Raw genomic sequence first — 19,792 nt, 5'->3', positions numbered from 1 at the left:
AATATAATTAATTATGAGCAAAGAAATAACTGTAGCTGTTATTGAAGATGATGAAAATCTACGCTTTTTAGTTCGTCACAGATTAGAAACGGAAGGATACAATGTTGTTCAAACGGGGGATGGAAATGAGGCTGAAAAGTTGATTTTAGAAAAAAGACCAGATGTTGTATTATTAGATTGGATGTTACCAGGCAAAGAAGGTAATGAAATTTGTGAAAGTATTCGAAAAGCAGGATTTGAAAACATAGTCATCATGATGACTGCCAAATCTCAGGATATTGATAAAATTGAAGCCTATAGCTTTGGGGTCACCGATTATATCAGTAAACCTTTCAATATGGATGTATTGATAGCTATGATAGAAAATAAAGTTCGTTTCTTTCTGCCCAAAAATACACCTGAAGTGTACCATTTTGGTAAAACCGAGCATCAACCCAATATCCACTCATTAATAAGAGATGGTAGAAAGATTGAATTGACAATTTTAGAAAATAGAATTTTATTGCATTTTTTACAAAATGTAGGCAAAGAAATAACACGTGAAGAATTAATGGAAGTGGTGTGGGGATATAGTTCTAATGTCAATACCCGTACATTGGATATGCACGTCGTTCGACTAAGGAAAAAGATTGAGAAAAATCCAGACAAACCTCATTACTTGCAGACTGTTAGAGGGTTAGGTTATCGGTTTGTCGATGATGAAGAGAATTGATCTGAATTAATAAGTTAGAATTTGTTTTGTTAAAAACAATTCTTACCTTCGTATTACATCAAACGAGACCATGTTATCTGACAAGGATAACATGGTCTTGTTTCATTTTGAAAAAATAAGATAAAAATAAATAATAATAATTATGGCAGAAGTAACTTATTACACCGCAGAGGGATTACAAAAACTCAAGGACGAGTTGCACTATCTTAAAACTGAAGGAAGAAGCCTGATCTCAAATGCTATAGCAGAAGCTCGAGACAAAGGCGATTTATCTGAGAATGCAGAATATGATGCAGCAAAAGAAGCGCAGGGTTTACATGAAGCGAAAATCGCGAACTTGGAAAACACATTAGCTGGAGCTCGATTGATTGATGAATCAAAATTAGATACATCAAAAGTGTTAGCACTTTCTATTGTAAAGATTAAAAACAAGAAAAATGGCGCTGAAATGACTTACCAGTTGGTATCTGAAACTGAAGCAGATATGAAGTTAGGTAAGATCTCTGTTAAATCTCCGATTGCCAAAGGTTTACTGGGTAAATCTAAAGGTGACGTAGCCGTTATAGATGTTCCAGCAGGTCAAATCGAATTTGAAATTATCGATATTTCAAGATAAAATATGACGGTTATGTGCGGTTTTGCCATAACCGCATATTATTAAAACGTTATCTCACAATTTAAAGGTTGCATTACAAGCAGCCTTTTTTTATATTTGGTTTATAAACAATTGGTATATGTCTACAATTTTTTCAAAAATAGTGTCGGGAGAAATTTCTGCTTATAAAGTAGCGGAGAGTAATGATTTTTTAGCATTTTTAGATGTGAGCCCTTTGACAAAAGGTCATGTTTTGGTTATTCCAAAACGTGAAACTGACTACATCTTTGATATTAATGATGAAGAATACATGGCTCTATGGGTTTTTTCAAAAATTGTGGCTCAAGGTATTGAACGTGTCTTTCCATGTAAAAAGATTGGTATAGCCGTTATTGGATTAGAAGTAGCACATGCACATATACATTTAGTCCCTCTCAATCATGTCGCAGATCTAAATTTTTCTCAACCTAGATTGTCGCTTACTCATGAAGAATTTACCGAAATTGCAGAGGCAATAAAAGAATCAATTATCAATGTTACAACTGATAATTAAGCGAAAAGATCCTTTTCTTAAGTAGTATTTTAAATATTAATATAAAAAAAGACTATAATATATTATATCTTTGCAATCTTATATAGAATATATATGTCTATATAAAAAGTCATCGATTGTAATTATATTAGGATGATTTTTTTCACAGAATAAGTGAAAACGTAAAAAAGAAATTATGCAAGATCTTTTGTTGTCTTTTCAACAATTATTGAACCCAGAGGAATTATTGAGCTCTGGCGGTTTTTATTTGGTTCTACTCATTGTATTTGCTGAAACGGGATTATTTTTTGGTTTCTTTTTACCGGGAGATTATTTGTTATTTTTAGCGGGACTTTTTTGTGCATTAAATAAAATTCAGGTTGATATCGTCACGCTTTGTGCAGGCTTAATTGGAGCCGGTGTGCTCGGAAATTTTGCGGGATATTGGTTTGGCTATCGAGCTGGTCCTATGCTTTTTAAGCGAAAGGATAGTCTGATCTTTAAACGTAAGTACGTTGTAATGGCTGAAGAATTTTACCATAAATATGGTGGGACAGCTCTTATTATTGGTCGATTTGTACCAATAGTACGTACATTTGCCCCAATTTTTGCAGGTGTAGTCAAATTAGATTTTAAGAAATTTGTGATTTTTAATATATCTGGAGCATTGCTTTGGGTGTTATTACTAACCTTATCGGGTTATTTCTTAGGAATAGAATTCCCTTGGATTATTAATTATGTAGAATATATTATTGTAGGATTAATCGCAGTTGCCTTTTTACCAATAGGCATTGCCTTGATCAAACGTAAGATGAAAGCAAATAAAAACAAACAAAATATACAGTAAACAAATGAGTACACAAAATCCTTGGCATAAAGTATCTCCTGGTACGAATGTGCCAAATTCGGTAAATGCAATTATTGAAATTTCAAACGGTTCAAAAGGAAAATACGAATTGGATAAAGAAACAGGTCTTTTATTATTGGACCGTGTTTTAAGTTCTTCAGTAGTTTATCCTGCCAATTATGGTTTTATCCCACAAACTTATTGTGATGATAAAGATCCATTAGACATCTTAGTAATCTGTTCTGTTGATATTCTGCCTTTGACATTGGTTGAAGCACAAATTATCGGTGTGATGAACATGGTTGATGGTGGCGAACAAGATGATAAAATCATTGCTGTTGCCAAAAATGATCCAGTGTATAACTATATTACAGATATCGAACAGCTTTCTCCACATAGTATGAAAGAAATTGTTCAATTTTTCGAAAGTTATAAAGCATTAGAAAAGAAAAATGTTGTTGTGGAAGGTGTCCAAGGACGCGAAGTCGCACAACAAATTCTATTGGATAGTATAGAATTGTACAATAAAGAATTCGGTAATAAATAACCCCCATAATGGCCCTCGATATTTTTTTGGACAATATTTTTAGTAATTGCAAATGGTTTTTTTTGTCGCCGCAGAATTTGCCATAGTCAAAGTAAGAGCTTCCCAGATTGAGCTCCAAGCAAAATCAGGGAGCAATGTTGCTAAAATTGCAAAAAATATTACGGAACATTTGGATAAATACCTAGCTGCAACACAGTTAGGTATTACTCTGGCATCTCTAGGATTAGGGTGGAAAGGTGAGGCCGTGATGACCGAAATTGTGTCCAATGTGTTTTCATTTTTTCAGGTAGACACCACTCAAAGTTGGGCTAAATGGACTGGGTTTGCGCTAGCATTTGGAACCATCACATTTTTACATGTCGTATTGGGCGAGTTAGCACCTAAATCAATTGCCATTCAAAAGCCTGTAGCTACGACCATGAAAGTAGCGATCCCTTTACGTATATTTTATTGGTTATTAATGCCTTTGATATATGTTTTTCAATGGATTTGCTAATTTTCTGTTAAAACTAATCGGTGTTCAGCCTCATCCAAGTGAATCTTCTCACTCTTCTGAAGAATTACAGTATTTATTGGATAAAGGTAAAGAAAGTGGTGCATTAGATACTTCTGAGCACGAATTAATTAAAAATGTTTTCGATTTTAATGAACGGATCGTGAAGAATATCATGGTTCCGAGGACGAAAATTGTTGCTGTGGAGGAAGACTGTGTTGCCTTAGACTTTATCACAACAGTAACTGAACAAGGATATTCTCGTATACCTATCTACGCAGACAGTATTGATCAGATTGTAGGTATCGTACATACCAAAGATATTTTACCTATCGTCATGAAAGGGAAAGAAGTCGTATTGAAAGAGATCATGCGAAAACCTTACTTTATTCCTGAAACAAAAAAAAATAAACGATTTGATGGCTGAATTTCAATTGAAACGAATTCAGTTGGCCATTGTATTGGATGAGTTTGGTGGTACTGCAGGTATGGTCACTTTAGAAGATATCGTAGAGGAATTAGTCGGTGAGATTCAAGATGAATACGATGAAGAAACCCCAGTAGTAGAGCGCATATCCGAAACCGAGTATATGGTTGATGCTGGAGCAAGTATTCATGATGTAAATGAATTTTTTACCTTTAGAATTACCAGAGAGCCAAGATTATGATACCGTATCGGGCTTGGTCAGTGATATGTTTGATAAAATTCCTGAAGTAGGAGAGTATAAAGAAGTATTCGGTTATACCTTTACGATCATTCGTAAAACACAGCAGAATATAGAATTTGTTAAATTAGAATTGGTCGAGTCTATGGATGATGACCAAGATAATTAGAGATTATGCAGCTTTTTTTTACAGAAGAGATTAGACCAGATTTTAAAAAACTTTATTTTAAGCGAAGAAGAAAGTAAGCATGCCATTCGCGTACTTCGACTTCAAGCTGGAGATATGGTTCACTTAATTGACGGAAGAGGAGGATTGTATGAAGCTGAAATTTTAGACCCTCATCCCAAAAGAACTGTTCTGACCATATTGAAGGTACAGGAAAACTATCACGAGTCTTCTTATCACTTGCATATTGCAGTGGCGCCAACAAAAAATATAGATCGTTTTGAATGGTTTTTAGAAAAAGCTACAGAAATTGGTATCCAAGAGATCACGCCTATCATTTGTGAGCATTCAGAACGAAAAGAAGTTAAATTGGATCGATTAAATAAGGTGATCATAGCGGCGATGAAACAATCACTGAAAGCTTATATTCCTAAATTAAATCCTGCAATTACGTTCTCGCAGTTTTGTAAGAAACAAGAATCCAATCTTGCTACAAAAGTAATAGCTCATTGTGTTGATGGTGAAAAACAATTTTTAAATCAAGTCTTGCAGCCCAAAGAACAATATATCTTACTAATTGGTCCAGAAGGTGATTTTTCTACCACAGAAATAGATCAAGCACTGACCTTAGGTTATCAACCAATTTCATTAGGACATGCTCGGTTGAGAACTGAGACCGCTGCTATGACCTCTTGCGTTGAAGTTTCTTTGCTGAACAGATAGATCATGTAATTACATGTATCAAATAAAATAAGCCGCTATTAGCGGCTTATTTTATTTGATCAGGACTGCATCTACAATCATAATTTCCGAATTTCCTTTGAGTGGATCTTTATTAAAAACCATTCTGCCTTTTAGTTTGATTGGTTCTTCAGTAAATTTTATGGCATCGCCCTTTAAGAATACTTCGACCATGGGTGGAATACCGTTTGATCCACAAAACATACATTGTGCTACAGGTAACACCGAAATCATAAAGTTTTTATGAGTTCTGCCACTGGTTAATGGTACCATGTATCCGGGCATTTCAACCGTTTTATTTTCTAATGCCTTCAATTCCGTAGGATAGAATGGTGTATAGATTTTTTTACTGCCATTATACGATACTTTGTAAGCCATTTTATCAATCGCTTCCCAGGTCTTATTCATCATTGGGGTATGGTCAGGCGTATTGGGATCACGACCTATTTGTGCATTTACCGTCAAACAAAAGGAGAAAAGTAAACTTAAGAATACTAATGTTTTTTTCATTTAGAATAATATTTATGAATGTAATCTGTTATTCTCCAATATGAAAAACCATGTTACATTCAGTGTGATGTTAAAAAGCGATTAGGCGATCATGAGCAAAATCTTTATCGCAATTATGGATTACTTCTGCCCATGAAGATTTCAATGTCTATTAATTACCCGATAAAATATGTGATATTGTCGTTTTATAAGCTTTGATTGCTGGAATCAAAGCAGAAATGATACCAATTATGCACGCCAGTAAGACGAAAATCAGTTCAATAGGATTAAGTTTAAATGTATTAATAAAATCAGCACTTTGGCTTGTTTGCAGACTGATATAATAAAGCGCAATATGAGCAAATAGCAAGCCTAGAAATCCACCGATTATAGTAATCACCATTCCCTCAAAAATTACTAATGTGAAAAGCTTAAGTTTGGAGGCACCTAATGTACGCATGATCGCTAAATCATATTTCCGCTGTTTGAGGGCATTGTATAGGCTTATAAACACACTTAACCCCGCAATAGCCATGATGATATAAGCAAGGATCTGCAAAGAGTCAATACCTACACCTAATAATGAAAATAAACGAGCACTCTCAATCGCAGGTGAAGCAGCTTGCATTTGCGTATTTTGAGCAATAAATTTAGGCAATACAGCTATAGCTGCCGGAGATTGGTACTGAACCAATAATGCTGTAATTTCAAGTCCAGATGAATGTATCATATCTGCACCTATAGATTTGACTATCCTATCCGAATCAGCATATTGGTCATCTTCATGCACATGGTCATGTTCTTCATCTGTCGCTTCACCGTGGTGGTGCAGGTATGCATCTCGAGTTTCTGCAAGATCCTCTTTCGCTTGCAATTCTTCAGCCGTTAGTGCTTCATGATGTTCATCATGTGCTATGCCATGTACATCCCATACGCTGCTCAAACTAGTTAAGATAAGATTATCGGTAATATTATTATTATGAGCCAATATTCCCACTACTGTAAAAGGGTGATCATCATGGCTATGACCACCTTTGCTGAGCCCATGTGAGCTATGAATATGATCACCAATTTTAAGCTTTTGTTTATGTGCAACATCAGTTCCTATGACTACCTCGTAATCTTTTTGAAACAACCTTCCTTGTAGAACTTTGGTCTCATACAAGGTTAAAAAACTAGAATCAGTACCTACGATCCGATGACCTTTATAATTGTCGCCCAATGACACCGGTACAGCTAATTTTATTAATGGATTATTTTGCAATTTTTCAGCTTCAGCTAATGGGATATTCCCTGTAGGGTTGTCAATGTGATATACACTAGATAATATCAGTTGTAATGGGCTTCCCTTTGCACCAATTACGAGATCAATATTTTTACTATTATTTTCAAGTTGTTTTTCAAAACTTTCACTTGTTATAGAAAGTACACAAAGTATAGCCACACCGAAGGCAGTGAGTAAAATACTGAGGATAGTCGATCCAGTCTGTTTGCTGATATTTTTCCAAACTAATTGAAGGGTATTCATGCTAGTTATTGTTAGGATTTATGGTGTTTAAATCGTAGGTGTTCGAAAAACTATTTTTGATTCTTTTATCATGAGTAGCAATCAACAGCGTTGCACCTTGTTGATCCGCTATTTCCATCAGTAATGCTAATACTCGTCCGGTATTTTGATCATCAAGAGAAGCTGTGGGTTCATCAGCGATCAAAAGTAACGGTTTATTAATTACAGCACGAGCGATAGCTGCACGCTGCAATTGACCTCTACTCAACTCATTTGGATACGCCTGTGCTTTATCCGACAATTGAAGTTTTTCCAATATGCTTACAATTTCAGTTTTATTGACTTTTTTGTTAGCAAGTGATTGTGCAAGTTGAATGTTTTCAAGAATAGTCAAATTTTTCAAAAGATGCGCTTCTTGAAAGATAAAACCGATATGTTGCGATCTAAATTGATCAAGTTCCGATGTGCCAAATTGATAGATATCCTTCTGGTTGATCCATACCTTTCCTTCAGTTGGTTTCGATAGTCCGCCCAAGAGATTGAGCAATGTTGTTTTACCAGTTCCTGAGTTTCCCAGAAGAAGGGTATGCTGCCCTTTTTGAATTTCAACAGATGGAAACTTTATCCGGGTACCTCCTTTATATTGGAAGGAAAGTTCTTGTGTTGCTATTATTGGATTTTTTTGCATAGTATCATCATTCTTTCAAATGATAAATTTAGCTTAATTCCAGCACATAATCCGAATTGTTATGAGATTATTACATCACATGTGTATTAATTATTAAGCCTCTTCACACTTAACATTTTACCTGTTAATCAATTGTTAACACATTAAAACATGTATACTAGGTGGAAACGATGCTGTTAACAATTTTTTAACATGGTACTAATGTAATAGTAATCTTAAGGTAATGTAGACGTAATATCATGGTAATAGATTTGCAGAAACAAAAAAACAAATAAATTGAAACCACAATTAACACTTAAGAAATTTGTTGCCACACTAATTTTATTGGTAATAGCGACAGCTGTTTTTGCACAAGGTAGTGGAAAGTTAATAGGATCTATTACGAACAGTAAAAATGGAGAGACAATCACTGGAGTCACTGTTCGCATTATGGGGACAGCAAGAGCTGCAAGTTCTGATGTTTCAGGCAAGTATAATATTCCTGGCTTGTCAGTGGGTAAGTATACAGTAGAGTATGCTTTCATCGGTTACGCTACAAAGCGAATTACAGATGTAGAAATCAAAGCGGATGAAATCACAAATTTAGATGTTGTATTGGATAATTCTGAAGGTCAATTGCTGGATCAGGTTGTGGTGACAGGATCTTACAAAAAAGAATCTATCGGAGCTTTATATGCCCAACAGAAAAATAGTGCACTCATATCTGATGGTATTTCAAGTGAGCAGATCAGAAGATCACCAGATAAAAATACATCAGAGGCTATTCGTAGGGTAAGTGGCGCGACTATCCAAGACAATAAATTTGTGGTAGTTCGCGGATTAAGTGACCGTTACAATGTCTCAATGATGGATGGCACTGTATTGCCAAGTACGGAAGCCAATCGTCGTGCATTTTCATTTGATATCATTCCTTCAAATTTAATAGATAAGATCACGATCTCTAAAACTGCAACTCCAGATTTACCAGCAGATTTTGCTGGTGGTGCAGTACAGATTACAACAAAAGATATTCCAGATCAGAACTTTGTTTCCTTCGGTCTAGGATATGGATACAACACAGCTTCTACGTTCAAAGATTTCTTACAAACAAAGAAGAACCTACAAAACTATTTAGGTTTTGATGATGGGTCAAGCAATCTAGCTACAAATATGTATTCAAGAGAACAATATAAAGATGGACTATCAAGCAAAGAAAATAGATTAGCATTAAAATCATTGCCTAATGATCTTACTGTTAAAAATAAAACAGCATTACCTTCACAAAACTATCAGTTTTCTTTAGGTAAAGTAAAACAGTTTGAAAACAATAATAGGTTCGGTGCTTTATTCTCTGTTACCTACAGAAATTCTCAAAATATCTTGCCAAATGTAAAACGTCAATGGCATCAATATGATTATACCGACGATCAATATAAGTTTTCTACAAATTTAGGTGCTTTGGCCAACTTTGGATATACATATGGTAAAAGTAAGATTACTTGGAAAAATCTTTATAATAGAAATTATGACAACACGTATACGGATAGGAGAGGTACAGACCTTGGATCATCCTATGATGTCAAATTTTCGGCATATGATATCATGCAAAAATCATTATTCAAATCAACGCTCGATGGAGAGCATGTTTTAAGTGATAAGAATGATAAAATAAAATGGACTGCGTCGTGGAGCAATATTTTAAACGATCAACCTAATCAGGTTAAGCTTAATTATGTAAGACCGATGGAATCAGCGAATGATCCGTCAGTCCCATATGCAGCCAATATAAGTTCAATCGGTAAGCAAAACGCACGATTATTTGCCAAGCTAAATGAAAATATCTATTCTGGTGAATTAAGCTATAATTTGCCGATGACATTTCTTTCTACGCCGTCAACCTTTAAGGTAGGTGCAGGAACGAATTATAGAAAAAGAAATTTTGATGCACGCTTTATCGGGTTAGAATTGAATGGCGATGTTTTGAATAATGTTGAACTGATTAATAGAGTAACACAGTTACCCGCTGACGAAATATTTTCTAAGGAAAACATTGACAAAAACTATTTTAAATACAAAGAGATCATGATGAATGGTGATAAATATACAGGTAGCTCTCTGACTACTTTCGGATACGCTATGCTTGATCAAAAATTCAATGATAAATTTAGAGTAGTATACGGTCTTAGGGTAGAAAATTATAATGTAAAGATCGACGCACTCAATGTAGATGCCATGAAGATGGTGAATGATGTGAACGATACCAAATTGGATTTCCTACCATCTGTTAACTTGACCTATGGACTGACTCCGAAATCAAATTTTAGAGCATCTTATTACCGTACTCTAGCACGACCAGAGTTAAGAGAGTTAGCGTCATTCAAGTTTTATGATTTTGAGCAGCTAGGAATGATAACCGGTAATCCTAATTTAAAACGAGCATCGATCAATAATGCTGATTTACGTTATGAAATCTATCCTTCTGCAGGTGAGATATTATCGATCTCCGCTTTTTACAAGCAATTTACGAATGCTATCGAGCCAAGACGTTATGACGTTACTTCAACACCTGATATCAGTTTTGGAAATACACCAAAAGCAAATATATATGGAGCAGAATTAGAGGTACGTAAACGATTAGATTTTGTTAACGAGCAGTCATTCTTTAAAAATACGACAGCTTACTTAAACTTAACATATGTTCATTCAGAAATTACAAATGCCGATGATCAGCTTTACTTAGAAAAAACAAGACCAATGGTTGGTCAGTCTCCGTACGTGATCAACGCCGGTTTACAGCATACGGCTATCGACAATAAATTGAATCTGAATATCCTATATAACCGCATTGGAAAACGTATCATCCAGCCTGGAGGCCAAACTTTTGCAAGTGCATGGGAAGCGCCGCGTAATGTGTTAGATTTTCAAGTCGGATACAAAGTGATGAAAAATAAAGGAGAGGTGAAGCTGAATGCCAGCGATATTTTAAACAACCCGATCGATGTATACTTTGATAATAAAGTTAGAAATATTGATAACGAAACTTGGTTTAAATATAAGCCTGGTGCAAATGTTTCATTATCATTTAATTACACCTTCTAAAAGATAATATAAACTTAATATTACTTTAAATATAAAGACATAACAAAACTATTTTTTTGTAACAAGATTTTTAAAAACTTAAAAAAATGAAAAAAAGATTTTTATTCTTATCACTAGCAGCCTTATTATTTGCTGGCGCATGTAAAGAAACCAAGATTACAGATGACGGTGACAATACCGAAACACCGACAAATCCAACGGATAAAGATGTGGTAGTGGTTACTGGGGAGATTACGGCAAACACAACTTGGTCTGCTAATAAGATCTATTTATTAAAAGGATTCGTATTTGTAACTAATGGTGCTACATTGACGATTGAACCAGGTACTATTATTAAAGGAGATAAAGCGACAAAGGCTACATTGACAATAACAAGAGGTTCAAAAATCAATGCAACAGGTACTGTAGATAAACCAATTGTATTTACATCAGCTTTACCTGCAGGTGCTAGAACTCGCGGTGATTGGGGTGGTGTTATTCTTTTGGGTAAAGCTCCAGTAAACCAAGGAAACGATGTTATGATCGAAGGTGGTTTAGAAGGACCTAAAGATAAAGATGCTAAAAATTACATCTACTACGGCGGTACCGATGCAGCAGATAACTCTGGCGTATTGAAATATGTACGTATTGAATATGCAGGTATTGAGTATTCAGCAGATAATGAAATTAATGGATTGACATTAGCTGGGGTTGGAAATGGTACTACACTGGATTATATTCAGATCTATCGCTCAGGTGATGATGCTTTTGAGTGGTTTGGTGGTACGGTAAATGCGAAACACTTATTGGCTGTAGCGACTTGGGATGACGATTTTGATACCGATTTTGGATATGCTGGTAACGTTCAATTTGCGTTGGCACAAAGAGCATCTACGATGGCAGATCAATCTGGTTCAAATGGATTTGAGTCAGACAATAATTCAACAGGTACCGATCAAACACCTAAAACTTCAGCCGTATTTTCAAATGTGACGATCTTAGGTCCAATCAAAAAAGCTGGCGAATCGGCTATTGGAAACTATCAGCATGGAGCACAAATTCGCCGTAATTCATCAATTAGTATTTTGAATTCAGTAATTTCTGGATTTCCATTTGCTGGATTATATATTGACGATACAAAAGTTGTAACTGCAAATACCACTTCTAATAACTTTTTAACAGGTTCCGCAGTTTTTGCAAATAACTTGGTGTATGGATCAAAAGATATCGATCTAAAAGTAAGCTCGACGACTAATTCTGCTGCAGTTAATACTTTGTTACGTGCGGGTAATGTATTTGATAATACCAAATTTGCATCATCTTTATTCGTTGCACCGTATAATTATGGTAAAGATATTTCAAGTACTCCTGCAGATCCAGATTTCACCTTATCATCCGGTTCAGCAGCTGCTACAGGAGCATTATTTACGAATGCCAAAGTAAGTGGTTCATTCTTTGAGAAAGTAGCTTACAAAGGCGCTTTTGGAACTACGGACTGGACGAAAGGATGGGCTCACTATGATCCTCAAAACTTACCTTACACAACTCCAGGTCAAGTCAAATAGATCTTCAATACAAAAAAAATTCTGCCTTGCGCAGGATTTTTTTTTGTAATTTACTTATTTACAGTCGCCTACTTTGGCTCGTAATGGTATACGACCTGATACGATTCATTTTTTAATTTATCAGACATTTGCCCTATTTCCAAATTCTGACTCTGAGGAGTCGGTTCGCATAGCGAATAGTATTTACCATTATACAAGATGGCATCACCAATTGGTTTATCAAATTGAACCGCCATGGTGATATGAGTAGGAAACAACAGAGTGATCATGGGGAGATTATAGATTTCCTTAACTAAATAAAAAAATAGTGCAGCTCGATCATCGCAATCGCTGTAAGAATTGTTTAACGTTTCCTCTGGAGATAATCTTTTCTCTTTGCCAAAATTAGCATCATCATTTTCATAAAGGAATGCGTAACGCGTAAATCGCATTAAATAATCGACCCCTTTAATCGTATCCATTTTCTTAATATTTTCTTTTAGTACAGGAATTAAAGTCTGATACGTTTCGCGACTAAGTGGAATATTAAAATAAGTCTCGAAGTTGACTCCAGGATAATTCGCAAATATCTTATTAACATCCTTATTAATCCTTACTTTGAAATGGTACAACCGTTCATTGTATTGGAAATTTATTTTTTTATCCACATAGTTATGCGGATTAAAATCTGGCATTTGTGTCACCTTATAGCTAAAGTCATTTACCGCTTCATTTATTTTCAAATCAACAGGTTTATAAACACCATTTCGTTGAAATAGTTTTCCATAATCGTGATAGTTCAAACAAGTATACTGATTGCCGTCAATGGAAAAAAATGGAATATCAGCGATATCTTCATTGTTTTTTATATAAAATATAATTTGGTTGTTACCGACAGCTAGACGGGCATCATAACCCGATTTGCACATCAAGTACCATTTGTATAGGGTATAGCGACTATAATTATCCTGTTTTGGACTTATTTCTTGCGCCGTTTGACGAATCAGTTGATAATATATCCAGTCGTTTAGATTGTATTTTTTCTTATACGCTAACAAGGAGTTGATAATCGAGGAATCTTTACTTTGTTCAATTTTTTTATAAAAATCAAACACATGATGTTCGTCAACTTCAGAAGGGAAATCAACTAAGAATGTCGAATCTAATGAAAAGAAAAACGGAGCATTGTAGAAATTAACTTGATGCTCTTGGGCATACGACTGTGACTTCTGTATCAATATAAACAGTAGCGAAAGTAAGCCTGCGACCAAATATGAATATAGAGATTTCAAGTCCTTAACAATTTATTAATAATGAAGTTACATAAAAATAATATTAAAAACTTCAAAGAATTGATTTCGTTACTTCACTATGACTTATTTCCTAAAACTGGATTTTGTTACAATTATATTTGTAGCTATATATTTACTTTAATTTAATTTAATGATCCATTATTTAATTAAATCAATATTTTTCACGTTTTTTGAATATATTATAATTTAAAGAAATGGAAATAAAATCTTCTACAAAATTTGTTGCTGAGCTGATTGGAACTTTCGGTTTGGTACTATTTGGTTGTGGAGCTGCTGCTGTTGCAGGCGCTACAACATTAGGCGGATTGTTTGGCTTAGGATTATTGGGAATTGCTCTTGCATTTGGTCTCTCCGTCGTTGTTTTTGCTTATGCAATTGGTGGTATAAGTGGATGCCATATTAATCCTGCTGTAACAATAGGTGTTTTAGTCGCCGGAAAAATTTCAGTTAAAGATGCGGTCATTTACATTGTTGCACAATTAATTGGTGCATTATTGGGCGCATTAGTCCTGCAACAAATTCTTCACGGACAGATTTCCGGATTTAATTCTGGAGAATGGGCGTATGGTTCCAATGGTTGGGGAAAAGGATATCAAAATGAGTATGGTGTTACAGCCGCATTTTTAACGGAAGCTGTCTTAACGTTTATCTTTTTATTTGTAATCTTAGCGACTACCTCCAGAGTAGGAAATTCCACGATGGCTGGATTAGCTATAGGTCTTACCTTAGTATTGATCCATTTAGTAGCCATTCCAATTACTGGTACATCTGTAAATCCAGCACGTAGTTTTGGACCAGCTATATTAGCTGGAGGACAAGCGCTTTCGCAACTTTGGCTATTTATTGTAGCACCTGTAGCTGGCGCTATATTAGCTGCGATTGTATGGCTTGTTCTTAAACCTAAAGGAACTTAGTAGGTGATTTAGATAGAGAAAAGTAGCTTTCAAATTTTTGATAAGCTCCTTTTTGAAATCATGCCAACTTTAATTTTGTATATCATAACTTCTGAAAAGATGCGTTTCATAAGTTTTTCTTACCTTTTTCATCAGCCCCATATTTAAATTGTTTAATTTTCAGGGAGTAAGTATATTTTAGTCGATCGCTTTTTTATAGTGTCGCTTTTTATATTGTGATGGAGAGACAAAATTTGTATCTTCGTACAATGGAAAATTTTATTGTTTCTGCTCGTAAATATCGCCCAGTCACCTTCGATTCGGTTGTCGGCCAGCAACACATCACTGGTACACTCAAAAATGCTATTCATAACAATCAGTTGGCTCAAGCATTTTTATTTTGTGGACCGAGAGGTGTTGGCAAAACAACCTGTGCGCGTATTTTAGCAAAAACAATTAATTGTGAAAATATCTCCGACAAAAGTGAAGCCTGTGGCAAGTGTGATAGCTGTATCTCTTTTCAAAACGGCAATTCATTTAGTATTCATGAGCTAGATGCAGCATCTAACAATTCTGTAGATGACATTCGCAATCTCATTGATCAAGTTCGTATTCCACCACAAGTAGGAAAATTTAAGATTTATATTATAGATGAGGTTCACATGCTATCGCAGCAAGCCTTCAATGCCTTTCTTAAGACTTTGGAAGAACCGCCTACTTATGCTATTTTTATTTTAGCAACCACCGAAAAGCATAAAATATTACCAACGATTCTATCGCGTTGTCAGATTTTCGACTTTAATCGCATTCGTATCGAAGATATGGCCAACCATTTGGCTCATATTGCTCATCATGAAGATATTCAGTTTGATCAAGACGGACTCCATATCATCGCTCAAAAAGCAGATGGTGGGTTGCGTGATGCACTATCGATGTTTGATCAAATTGTGAGCTTTTCTAATAAGAACGTAACCTATCAGGCAGTCATTGATAATCTAAATATTTTAGATTACGATTATTTTTTCAAGCTGACTGATGCTATTTTAATCGAAAATCCAGCACAAGTATTACTCATATTAAATGATATTTTAAATAATGGATTTGACGGAAGCCATTTCATTTCAGGTTTAGCATCACATTTCAGAAATCTGTTAGTGGCAAAAGAACCTGCTACTTTAAAGTTACTAGAAGTGAGCGAAAGCATACGAATGAAGTATCTTGACCAAGCTCAAAAATCGTCGACAGGTTTATTATTATCAGCATTGAATATTGCTAATCAATGTGAGATCAATTATAGAACAAGTAAGAATCAACGTCTTCAAGTTGAATTAGCACTTCTCAAAATATGTCACTTATCAAGTGCTATTAAATTAAGCCAGCTCGGAAGTATTCAGCTTCCAGATGTTAGCGAAGGGCTAAAAAAAAACGCCCTGATTTAACACAATCAATAGGTACACCTGTTCCTGAGGTAAAGCCTTCATTATCAGTAAAACAAGATCAACTATCATCTTATCCAACTGTAGCAGCACCGATAGCTACGGTAAAAGAGCAAACAGTAGAACCTGAAATCTCCAATCTACCACCTAAAGTAAAAAAAGGAGGATGGGGGGCTGCCAAAAGCTCTATGCCATCACTACCCGATCTAAATTCTATTTTTGAATCTAAAATAGAGGAGCAAGGGGACAATGAACCCAGTTTAGTAAAAGGTACCGAACAAGAAGAGATCACTCATGAGCAGTTTATTCAAGCTTGGAAAGCTTTAGCTAATCAAATTAAAAAAGAAAATAAAATCAATCTCTACACCTTGATGACTGCAGTTCCACCAAAGTTGGTTGCAAATAAAATAGAAGTTGAGGTCGAGAATATGGTGCAGATGGATGTGCTCAACACGGCAAAAATAGATGTATTAAATTATCTCCGTCCAGTATTACGTAATTTTTCTCTAGATCTCCATGGTGTTATTATGGCACATGATGTGGTTCGTAAACCTTACACCTCGCAAGAGAAATATCAGGCAATGGTTCAAAAAAATCCACTTTTAGAAACACTAAGAAAAGAATTAAATTTGGGTTTAAGTTAAGACTTAGACCAACTATTATTTCACTAACCCATATTTCTTTTTGTATCTTTGCCTTTCAAATTGGTTAGCTAATTGCTAGCAACCAATTCTTATTTAGAATATTAAGCATGCAAAATTTTCAAAGACACGATAGATCAGCAGATCGTGAAGCCAATCAGATGGTTTTCGGTATTCGTGCCGTTATAGAAGCGATAGATAGTGGTAAAGAAATTGAATCATTATTTATTCAAAGAGGTTTAGCCGGAAGTTTAGTTTTAGAATTGAAAGCCCTATTGAAGGAGCACGATCTGGGATTTCAACAAGTTCCGATTGAGAAATTAAACCGTATCACACGCAAAAACCATCAAGGTGTCATTGCTGTTATTTCGCCTATTACCTATCAAAAAATTGAAGACATTGTTCCTGAGATTTATGAAAAAGGCGAGGTTCCCTTATTTTTAATGTTGGATGGTGTTACAGATGTGCGCAACTTTGGCGCTATTGCACGTACAGCCGAATGTTCGGGCGTTCATGCTATCATTGTACCCAAGAAGGGTTCTGCGGAAGTTAACCCTGATGCGATAAAGACTTCAGCAGGCGCTTTATATAAAATTCCAGTATGTCGTCATGAAGGTTTGGCTAAGATTGGTAAATTTTTGATTGAATCGGGGATACAGTTGGTAGTAAGTACGGAGAAGACAAAAGATAGTATTTATGATGTAGATTATACCGTACCTACATGTATCATCATGGGAGCTGAGGATACAGGAGTATCAGACGACTTAATTCGTATTGCTGATCATTTAGCAAAGATACCCATGTTTGGAGAAATAGGTTCATTAAACGTATCTGTTTCAGCTGGAGTAGTCCTTTACGAAGCTATTCGTCAGCGTGTCAAGTAACGATCGCACTTTTCGTTTAATATAAGCGGAGTATAATATCAAATAAATAAGAGCGGCTATCTTTTGGATAGCCGCTCTTATTATTTATAGCTTGAATAGATTAGTATTTGTTACTAGATTCTTTTCTTTTTCCAGAAAAGTCTCTAAAACCACCACCGTTTCCTTCTCTGCGATCTCCACCACGGTATCCACCTTCACGTCTTTCACCGCCACCACTTCTGCGATCTCCACCACGGTATCCACCTTCACGTCTTTCACCGCCGCCAAAGCTTCTGCGCTCACCACTTCCACCACGGCTTCTGTTTCCACCACCACGGTTTTCAGTTTTTCCATCTCCAGAAACTTCGATGCGAACATTACGTCCGTTGAAATCAACTTCTTTGAATCCTTCAAATACTTTAGCAACTTCAGCATCTTCAACTTCAAAGAATGTGAAAACTCCTTTTAGATCAATTTTACCAATTGATTTACCAGAGATTTTAGCGTTGTTACAGATAAATCCTAACATGTCTCCACGGCTGAATTCATCTACAGAACCTAAGTTCATAAACAAACGAGTAAATCCTTTTGAACTACCACGCTCGCCTCTTTCACCACGTTCACCTCTTTCGCCACGTTCGCGGCCATTGCTGCTGATATCACGTGCTTCGATATTTAAATCGTGTGCACCTTTGTAATAATCTAAGAATCTATTGAACTCTAATGAAGCAAATCTTTTTACGATATCTTCTTTCGATAACGACTCAAAACCTTCCATAATAGCTGGTAAGAATTGATTGATTTGATCCTCATTAACTTCTACATTCTGAACTTTATTGATGATTGTCAATAATTGCTTTTCAACAACATCAGCTCCTTGAGGAACTTGTTTACGTTCAAATTGCTTTCCGATAACTTTTTCAAGTTGACGGATTTTGCTTTGTTCTTTAATGTTGATTAAAGAGATTGAAATACCAGTTTTACCAGCACGAGCTGTACGGCCCGAACGGTGAGTATAGTTTTCAATTTCATCAGGTAAAGAGAAGTTAATTACGTGAGTTACGTCGTTTACATCAATACCACGCGCCGCTACATCGGTAGCGATTAGTAGTTGTAAACTACGGTCACGGTAACGTTTCATCACTTTATCACGTTGTTGTTGAGATAAATCTCCGTGTAGTGAATCCGCATTGTAACCATCTTTAATTAAAGATTCTGCAATTTCTTGAGTTTCAATTTTTGTACGACAAAATACGATACCAAAAATATCAGGGTTTGAATCAACAATACGTTTGAAAGCAGCATATTTATCTTTAGCTCTAATCAAATAATATTGATGCTCAATGTTTGCATTACCTGTGTTTTTTGTTCCTACAGTCATCTCTACAGGATCAGTCATATAGTTTTTAGCAATACGACGAACCTCTGAAGGCATAGTAGCTGAGAATAACCATGTTTTTTTAGTGTCAGGAGTCTCTGACAAAATGTTGTTGATGTCTTCTTTGAAGCCCATATTAAGCATCTCATCCGCTTCATCTAACACAACATATTTTACTTGAGAGAAATCAATAGCATTACGGCCAATGATATCTAACATACGACCAGGGGTCGCTACTACAATTTGCACTCCACGTCTGATCTGACGTAGTTGGTCACTAATATTTGCACCTCCATAAACCGCAACAACATGTACGTTGTCTAGGTTTTTAGCATATCTTTCTATATCTTTCGAGATTTGCAAACAAAGCTCACGTGTCGGGCATAATACCAACGCTTGAGGATGTTTCTGAGAAAAGTCTAATTGCTGTAATAATGGAAGACCAAATGCTGCTGTCTTACCTGTGCCGGTTTGGGCTAATCCGACAAAATCGTCGTTACCAGTCAATAAAACAGGAATGGCTTTTTCCTGAATTTCAGAAGGTTTTTCAAAACCTAATTCTGAGATGGCATTAACAATTTCCTCACGGATTCCCAGTTCTAAAAATGGGTTCATGAATTAATTTATACAATAGGCTCTATTGCCTAAGGCGATGCAAATATAGGGAAATAATATTTACCAAACT

The 19,792-nt window shown here is 35.5% G+C and carries 17 protein-coding genes and 1 pseudogene; 13 read left to right on the top strand and 5 right to left on the bottom strand.

Features of this window, described 5'->3' with window-relative positions; all coding sequences use genetic code 11:
- Window positions 1-13 precede the first annotated feature (13 nt).
- The 7 genes and pseudogenes from MUB18_RS00305 to MUB18_RS00275 all read left to right on the top strand — a co-directional run bounded on the left by MUB18_RS00305 (window position 14) and on the right by MUB18_RS00275 (window position 5,280).
- Window positions 14-712 carry a response regulator transcription factor gene (locus MUB18_RS00305; RefSeq protein ID WP_045753663.1) on the top strand — a complete coding sequence of 233 codons (699 nt, stop codon included), beginning with the start codon at window positions 14-16 and terminating at the stop codon, window positions 710-712.
- A 142-nt stretch (window positions 713-854) separates the two neighbouring features.
- A complete protein-coding gene (gene greA, locus MUB18_RS00300) occupies window positions 855-1,328 on the top strand; it encodes a transcription elongation factor GreA (protein WP_045753662.1) in 474 nt (157 codons plus the stop codon).
- 118 nt (window positions 1,329-1,446) lie between these two features.
- Window positions 1,447-1,860: an HIT family protein gene (locus MUB18_RS00295; protein WP_045753661.1), complete on the top strand. Its 414-nt coding sequence runs from the start codon at window positions 1,447-1,449 to the stop codon at window positions 1,858-1,860.
- A 175-nt stretch (window positions 1,861-2,035) separates the two neighbouring features.
- A complete protein-coding gene (locus MUB18_RS00290) occupies window positions 2,036-2,686 on the top strand; it encodes a DedA family protein (protein WP_248754650.1) in 651 nt (216 codons plus the stop codon).
- Between the two features lie 4 nt (window positions 2,687-2,690).
- The gene (locus tag MUB18_RS00285) at window positions 2,691-3,233 is read left to right on the top strand and encodes an inorganic diphosphatase (RefSeq protein WP_021188159.1); all 543 of its coding nucleotides are present in this window, start codon (window positions 2,691-2,693) and stop codon (window positions 3,231-3,233) included.
- A gap of 8 nt (window positions 3,234-3,241) precedes the next feature.
- Window positions 3,242-4,560 (top strand): annotated as a pseudogene (locus MUB18_RS00280) (hemolysin family protein).
- 39 nt (window positions 4,561-4,599) lie between these two features.
- The gene (locus MUB18_RS00275) at window positions 4,600-5,280 is read left to right on the top strand and encodes a 16S rRNA (uracil(1498)-N(3))-methyltransferase (protein ID WP_317233186.1); all 681 of its coding nucleotides are present in this window, start codon (window positions 4,600-4,602) and stop codon (window positions 5,278-5,280) included.
- 51 nt (window positions 5,281-5,331) lie between these two features.
- On the opposite strand, the gene MUB18_RS00270 is transcribed toward MUB18_RS00275, so the two are convergent.
- The 3 genes from MUB18_RS00270 to MUB18_RS00260 all read right to left on the bottom strand — a co-directional run bounded on the left by MUB18_RS00270 (window position 5,332) and on the right by MUB18_RS00260 (window position 7,982).
- On the bottom strand, window positions 5,332-5,808 hold the full coding sequence (locus MUB18_RS00270; protein WP_045753657.1) for a hypothetical protein: 477 nt from the start codon (window positions 5,806-5,808) through the stop codon (window positions 5,332-5,334).
- Between the two features lie 151 nt (window positions 5,809-5,959).
- Window positions 5,960-7,315, bottom strand: a complete 1,356-nt coding sequence (locus MUB18_RS00265; protein ID WP_248754649.1) for an ABC transporter permease — start codon at window positions 7,313-7,315, stop codon at window positions 5,960-5,962.
- 1 nt (window position 7,316) lies between these two features.
- On the bottom strand, window positions 7,317-7,982 hold the full coding sequence (locus tag MUB18_RS00260) for an ABC transporter ATP-binding protein (RefSeq protein WP_248754648.1): 666 nt from the start codon (window positions 7,980-7,982) through the stop codon (window positions 7,317-7,319).
- Between the two features lie 276 nt (window positions 7,983-8,258).
- Between MUB18_RS00260 and MUB18_RS00255 the strand changes: the two genes are divergently transcribed.
- Both MUB18_RS00255 and MUB18_RS00250 read left to right on the top strand, forming a co-directional pair.
- Complete coding sequence (locus MUB18_RS00255; RefSeq protein WP_248754647.1) at window positions 8,259-11,060, top strand: TonB-dependent receptor; 2,802 nt, start codon at window positions 8,259-8,261, stop codon at window positions 11,058-11,060.
- An 86-nt stretch (window positions 11,061-11,146) separates the two neighbouring features.
- The gene (locus MUB18_RS00250; protein WP_248754646.1) at window positions 11,147-12,604 is read left to right on the top strand and encodes a hypothetical protein; all 1,458 of its coding nucleotides are present in this window, start codon (window positions 11,147-11,149) and stop codon (window positions 12,602-12,604) included.
- Between the two features lie 68 nt (window positions 12,605-12,672).
- On the opposite strand, the gene MUB18_RS00245 is transcribed toward MUB18_RS00250, so the two are convergent.
- The gene (locus tag MUB18_RS00245; protein WP_248754645.1) at window positions 12,673-13,875 is read right to left on the bottom strand and encodes a hypothetical protein; all 1,203 of its coding nucleotides are present in this window, start codon (window positions 13,873-13,875) and stop codon (window positions 12,673-12,675) included.
- Between the two features lie 215 nt (window positions 13,876-14,090).
- Between MUB18_RS00245 and MUB18_RS00240 the strand changes: the two genes are divergently transcribed.
- From MUB18_RS00240 to rlmB, 4 genes are all read left to right on the top strand, one after another.
- Window positions 14,091-14,810 (top strand): MIP family channel protein, encoded by a 720-nt coding sequence (locus tag MUB18_RS00240; RefSeq protein WP_248754644.1) that lies wholly within the window; start codon window positions 14,091-14,093, stop codon window positions 14,808-14,810.
- A gap of 248 nt (window positions 14,811-15,058) precedes the next feature.
- Entirely contained in the window at window positions 15,059-16,228 is a 1,170-nt protein-coding gene (locus tag MUB18_RS00235; RefSeq protein WP_248754643.1) for a DNA polymerase III subunit gamma/tau, read from the top strand.
- A gap of 185 nt (window positions 16,229-16,413) precedes the next feature.
- Window positions 16,414-16,869, top strand: coding sequence for a hypothetical protein (locus MUB18_RS00230; RefSeq protein WP_248754642.1), 456 nt, complete (start codon window positions 16,414-16,416; stop codon window positions 16,867-16,869).
- 107 nt (window positions 16,870-16,976) lie between these two features.
- Complete coding sequence (gene rlmB, locus MUB18_RS00225) at window positions 16,977-17,750, top strand: 23S rRNA (guanosine(2251)-2'-O)-methyltransferase RlmB (protein WP_045756020.1); 774 nt, start codon at window positions 16,977-16,979, stop codon at window positions 17,748-17,750.
- Between the two features lie 100 nt (window positions 17,751-17,850).
- Here rlmB and MUB18_RS00220 read toward each other — a convergent pair whose 3' ends face one another.
- Window positions 17,851-19,722 (bottom strand): DEAD/DEAH box helicase, encoded by a 1,872-nt coding sequence (locus MUB18_RS00220; RefSeq protein WP_094773001.1) that lies wholly within the window; start codon window positions 19,720-19,722, stop codon window positions 17,851-17,853.
- Between the last annotated feature and the right edge of the window lie 70 nt (window positions 19,723-19,792).

Origin of the sequence: Sphingobacterium sp. PCS056, assembly GCF_023273895.1 — a bacterium.
Taxonomy (GTDB): domain Bacteria; phylum Bacteroidota; class Bacteroidia; order Sphingobacteriales; family Sphingobacteriaceae; genus Sphingobacterium.
The sequence above is the reverse complement of the archived record's forward strand: the minus strand, read 5'-3'. Positions and strand labels throughout refer to the sequence as shown.

Excerpts from the sequence above, each read along its gene's own strand:
- MUB18_RS00305 (WP_045753663.1), top strand. The coding sequence starts at position 14 with ATGAGCAAAGAAATAACTGTAGCTGTTATTGAAGATGATGAAAATCTA.
- greA (WP_045753662.1), top strand. The coding sequence starts at position 855 with ATGGCAGAAGTAACTTATTACACCGCAGAGGGATTACAAAAACTCAAG.
- MUB18_RS00295 (WP_045753661.1), top strand. The coding sequence starts at position 1,447 with ATGTCTACAATTTTTTCAAAAATAGTGTCGGGAGAAATTTCTGCTTAT.
- MUB18_RS00290 (WP_248754650.1), top strand. The coding sequence starts at position 2,036 with ATGCAAGATCTTTTGTTGTCTTTTCAACAATTATTGAACCCAGAGGAA.
- MUB18_RS00285 (WP_021188159.1), top strand. The coding sequence starts at position 2,691 with ATGAGTACACAAAATCCTTGGCATAAAGTATCTCCTGGTACGAATGTG.
- MUB18_RS00270 (WP_045753657.1), bottom strand. The coding sequence starts at position 5,808 with ATGAAAAAAACATTAGTATTCTTAAGTTTACTTTTCTCCTTTTGTTTG.
- MUB18_RS00265 (WP_248754649.1), bottom strand. The coding sequence starts at position 7,315 with ATGAATACCCTTCAATTAGTTTGGAAAAATATCAGCAAACAGACTGGA.
- MUB18_RS00260 (WP_248754648.1), bottom strand. The coding sequence starts at position 7,982 with ATGCAAAAAAATCCAATAATAGCAACACAAGAACTTTCCTTCCAATAT.
- MUB18_RS00250 (WP_248754646.1), top strand. The coding sequence starts at position 11,147 with ATGAAAAAAAGATTTTTATTCTTATCACTAGCAGCCTTATTATTTGCT.
- MUB18_RS00240 (WP_248754644.1), top strand. The coding sequence starts at position 14,091 with ATGGAAATAAAATCTTCTACAAAATTTGTTGCTGAGCTGATTGGAACT.
- MUB18_RS00235 (WP_248754643.1), top strand. The coding sequence starts at position 15,059 with ATGGAAAATTTTATTGTTTCTGCTCGTAAATATCGCCCAGTCACCTTC.
- MUB18_RS00230 (WP_248754642.1), top strand. The coding sequence starts at position 16,414 with ATGCCATCACTACCCGATCTAAATTCTATTTTTGAATCTAAAATAGAG.
- rlmB (WP_045756020.1), top strand. The coding sequence starts at position 16,977 with ATGCAAAATTTTCAAAGACACGATAGATCAGCAGATCGTGAAGCCAAT.
- MUB18_RS00220 (WP_094773001.1), bottom strand. The coding sequence starts at position 19,722 with ATGAACCCATTTTTAGAACTGGGAATCCGTGAGGAAATTGTTAATGCC.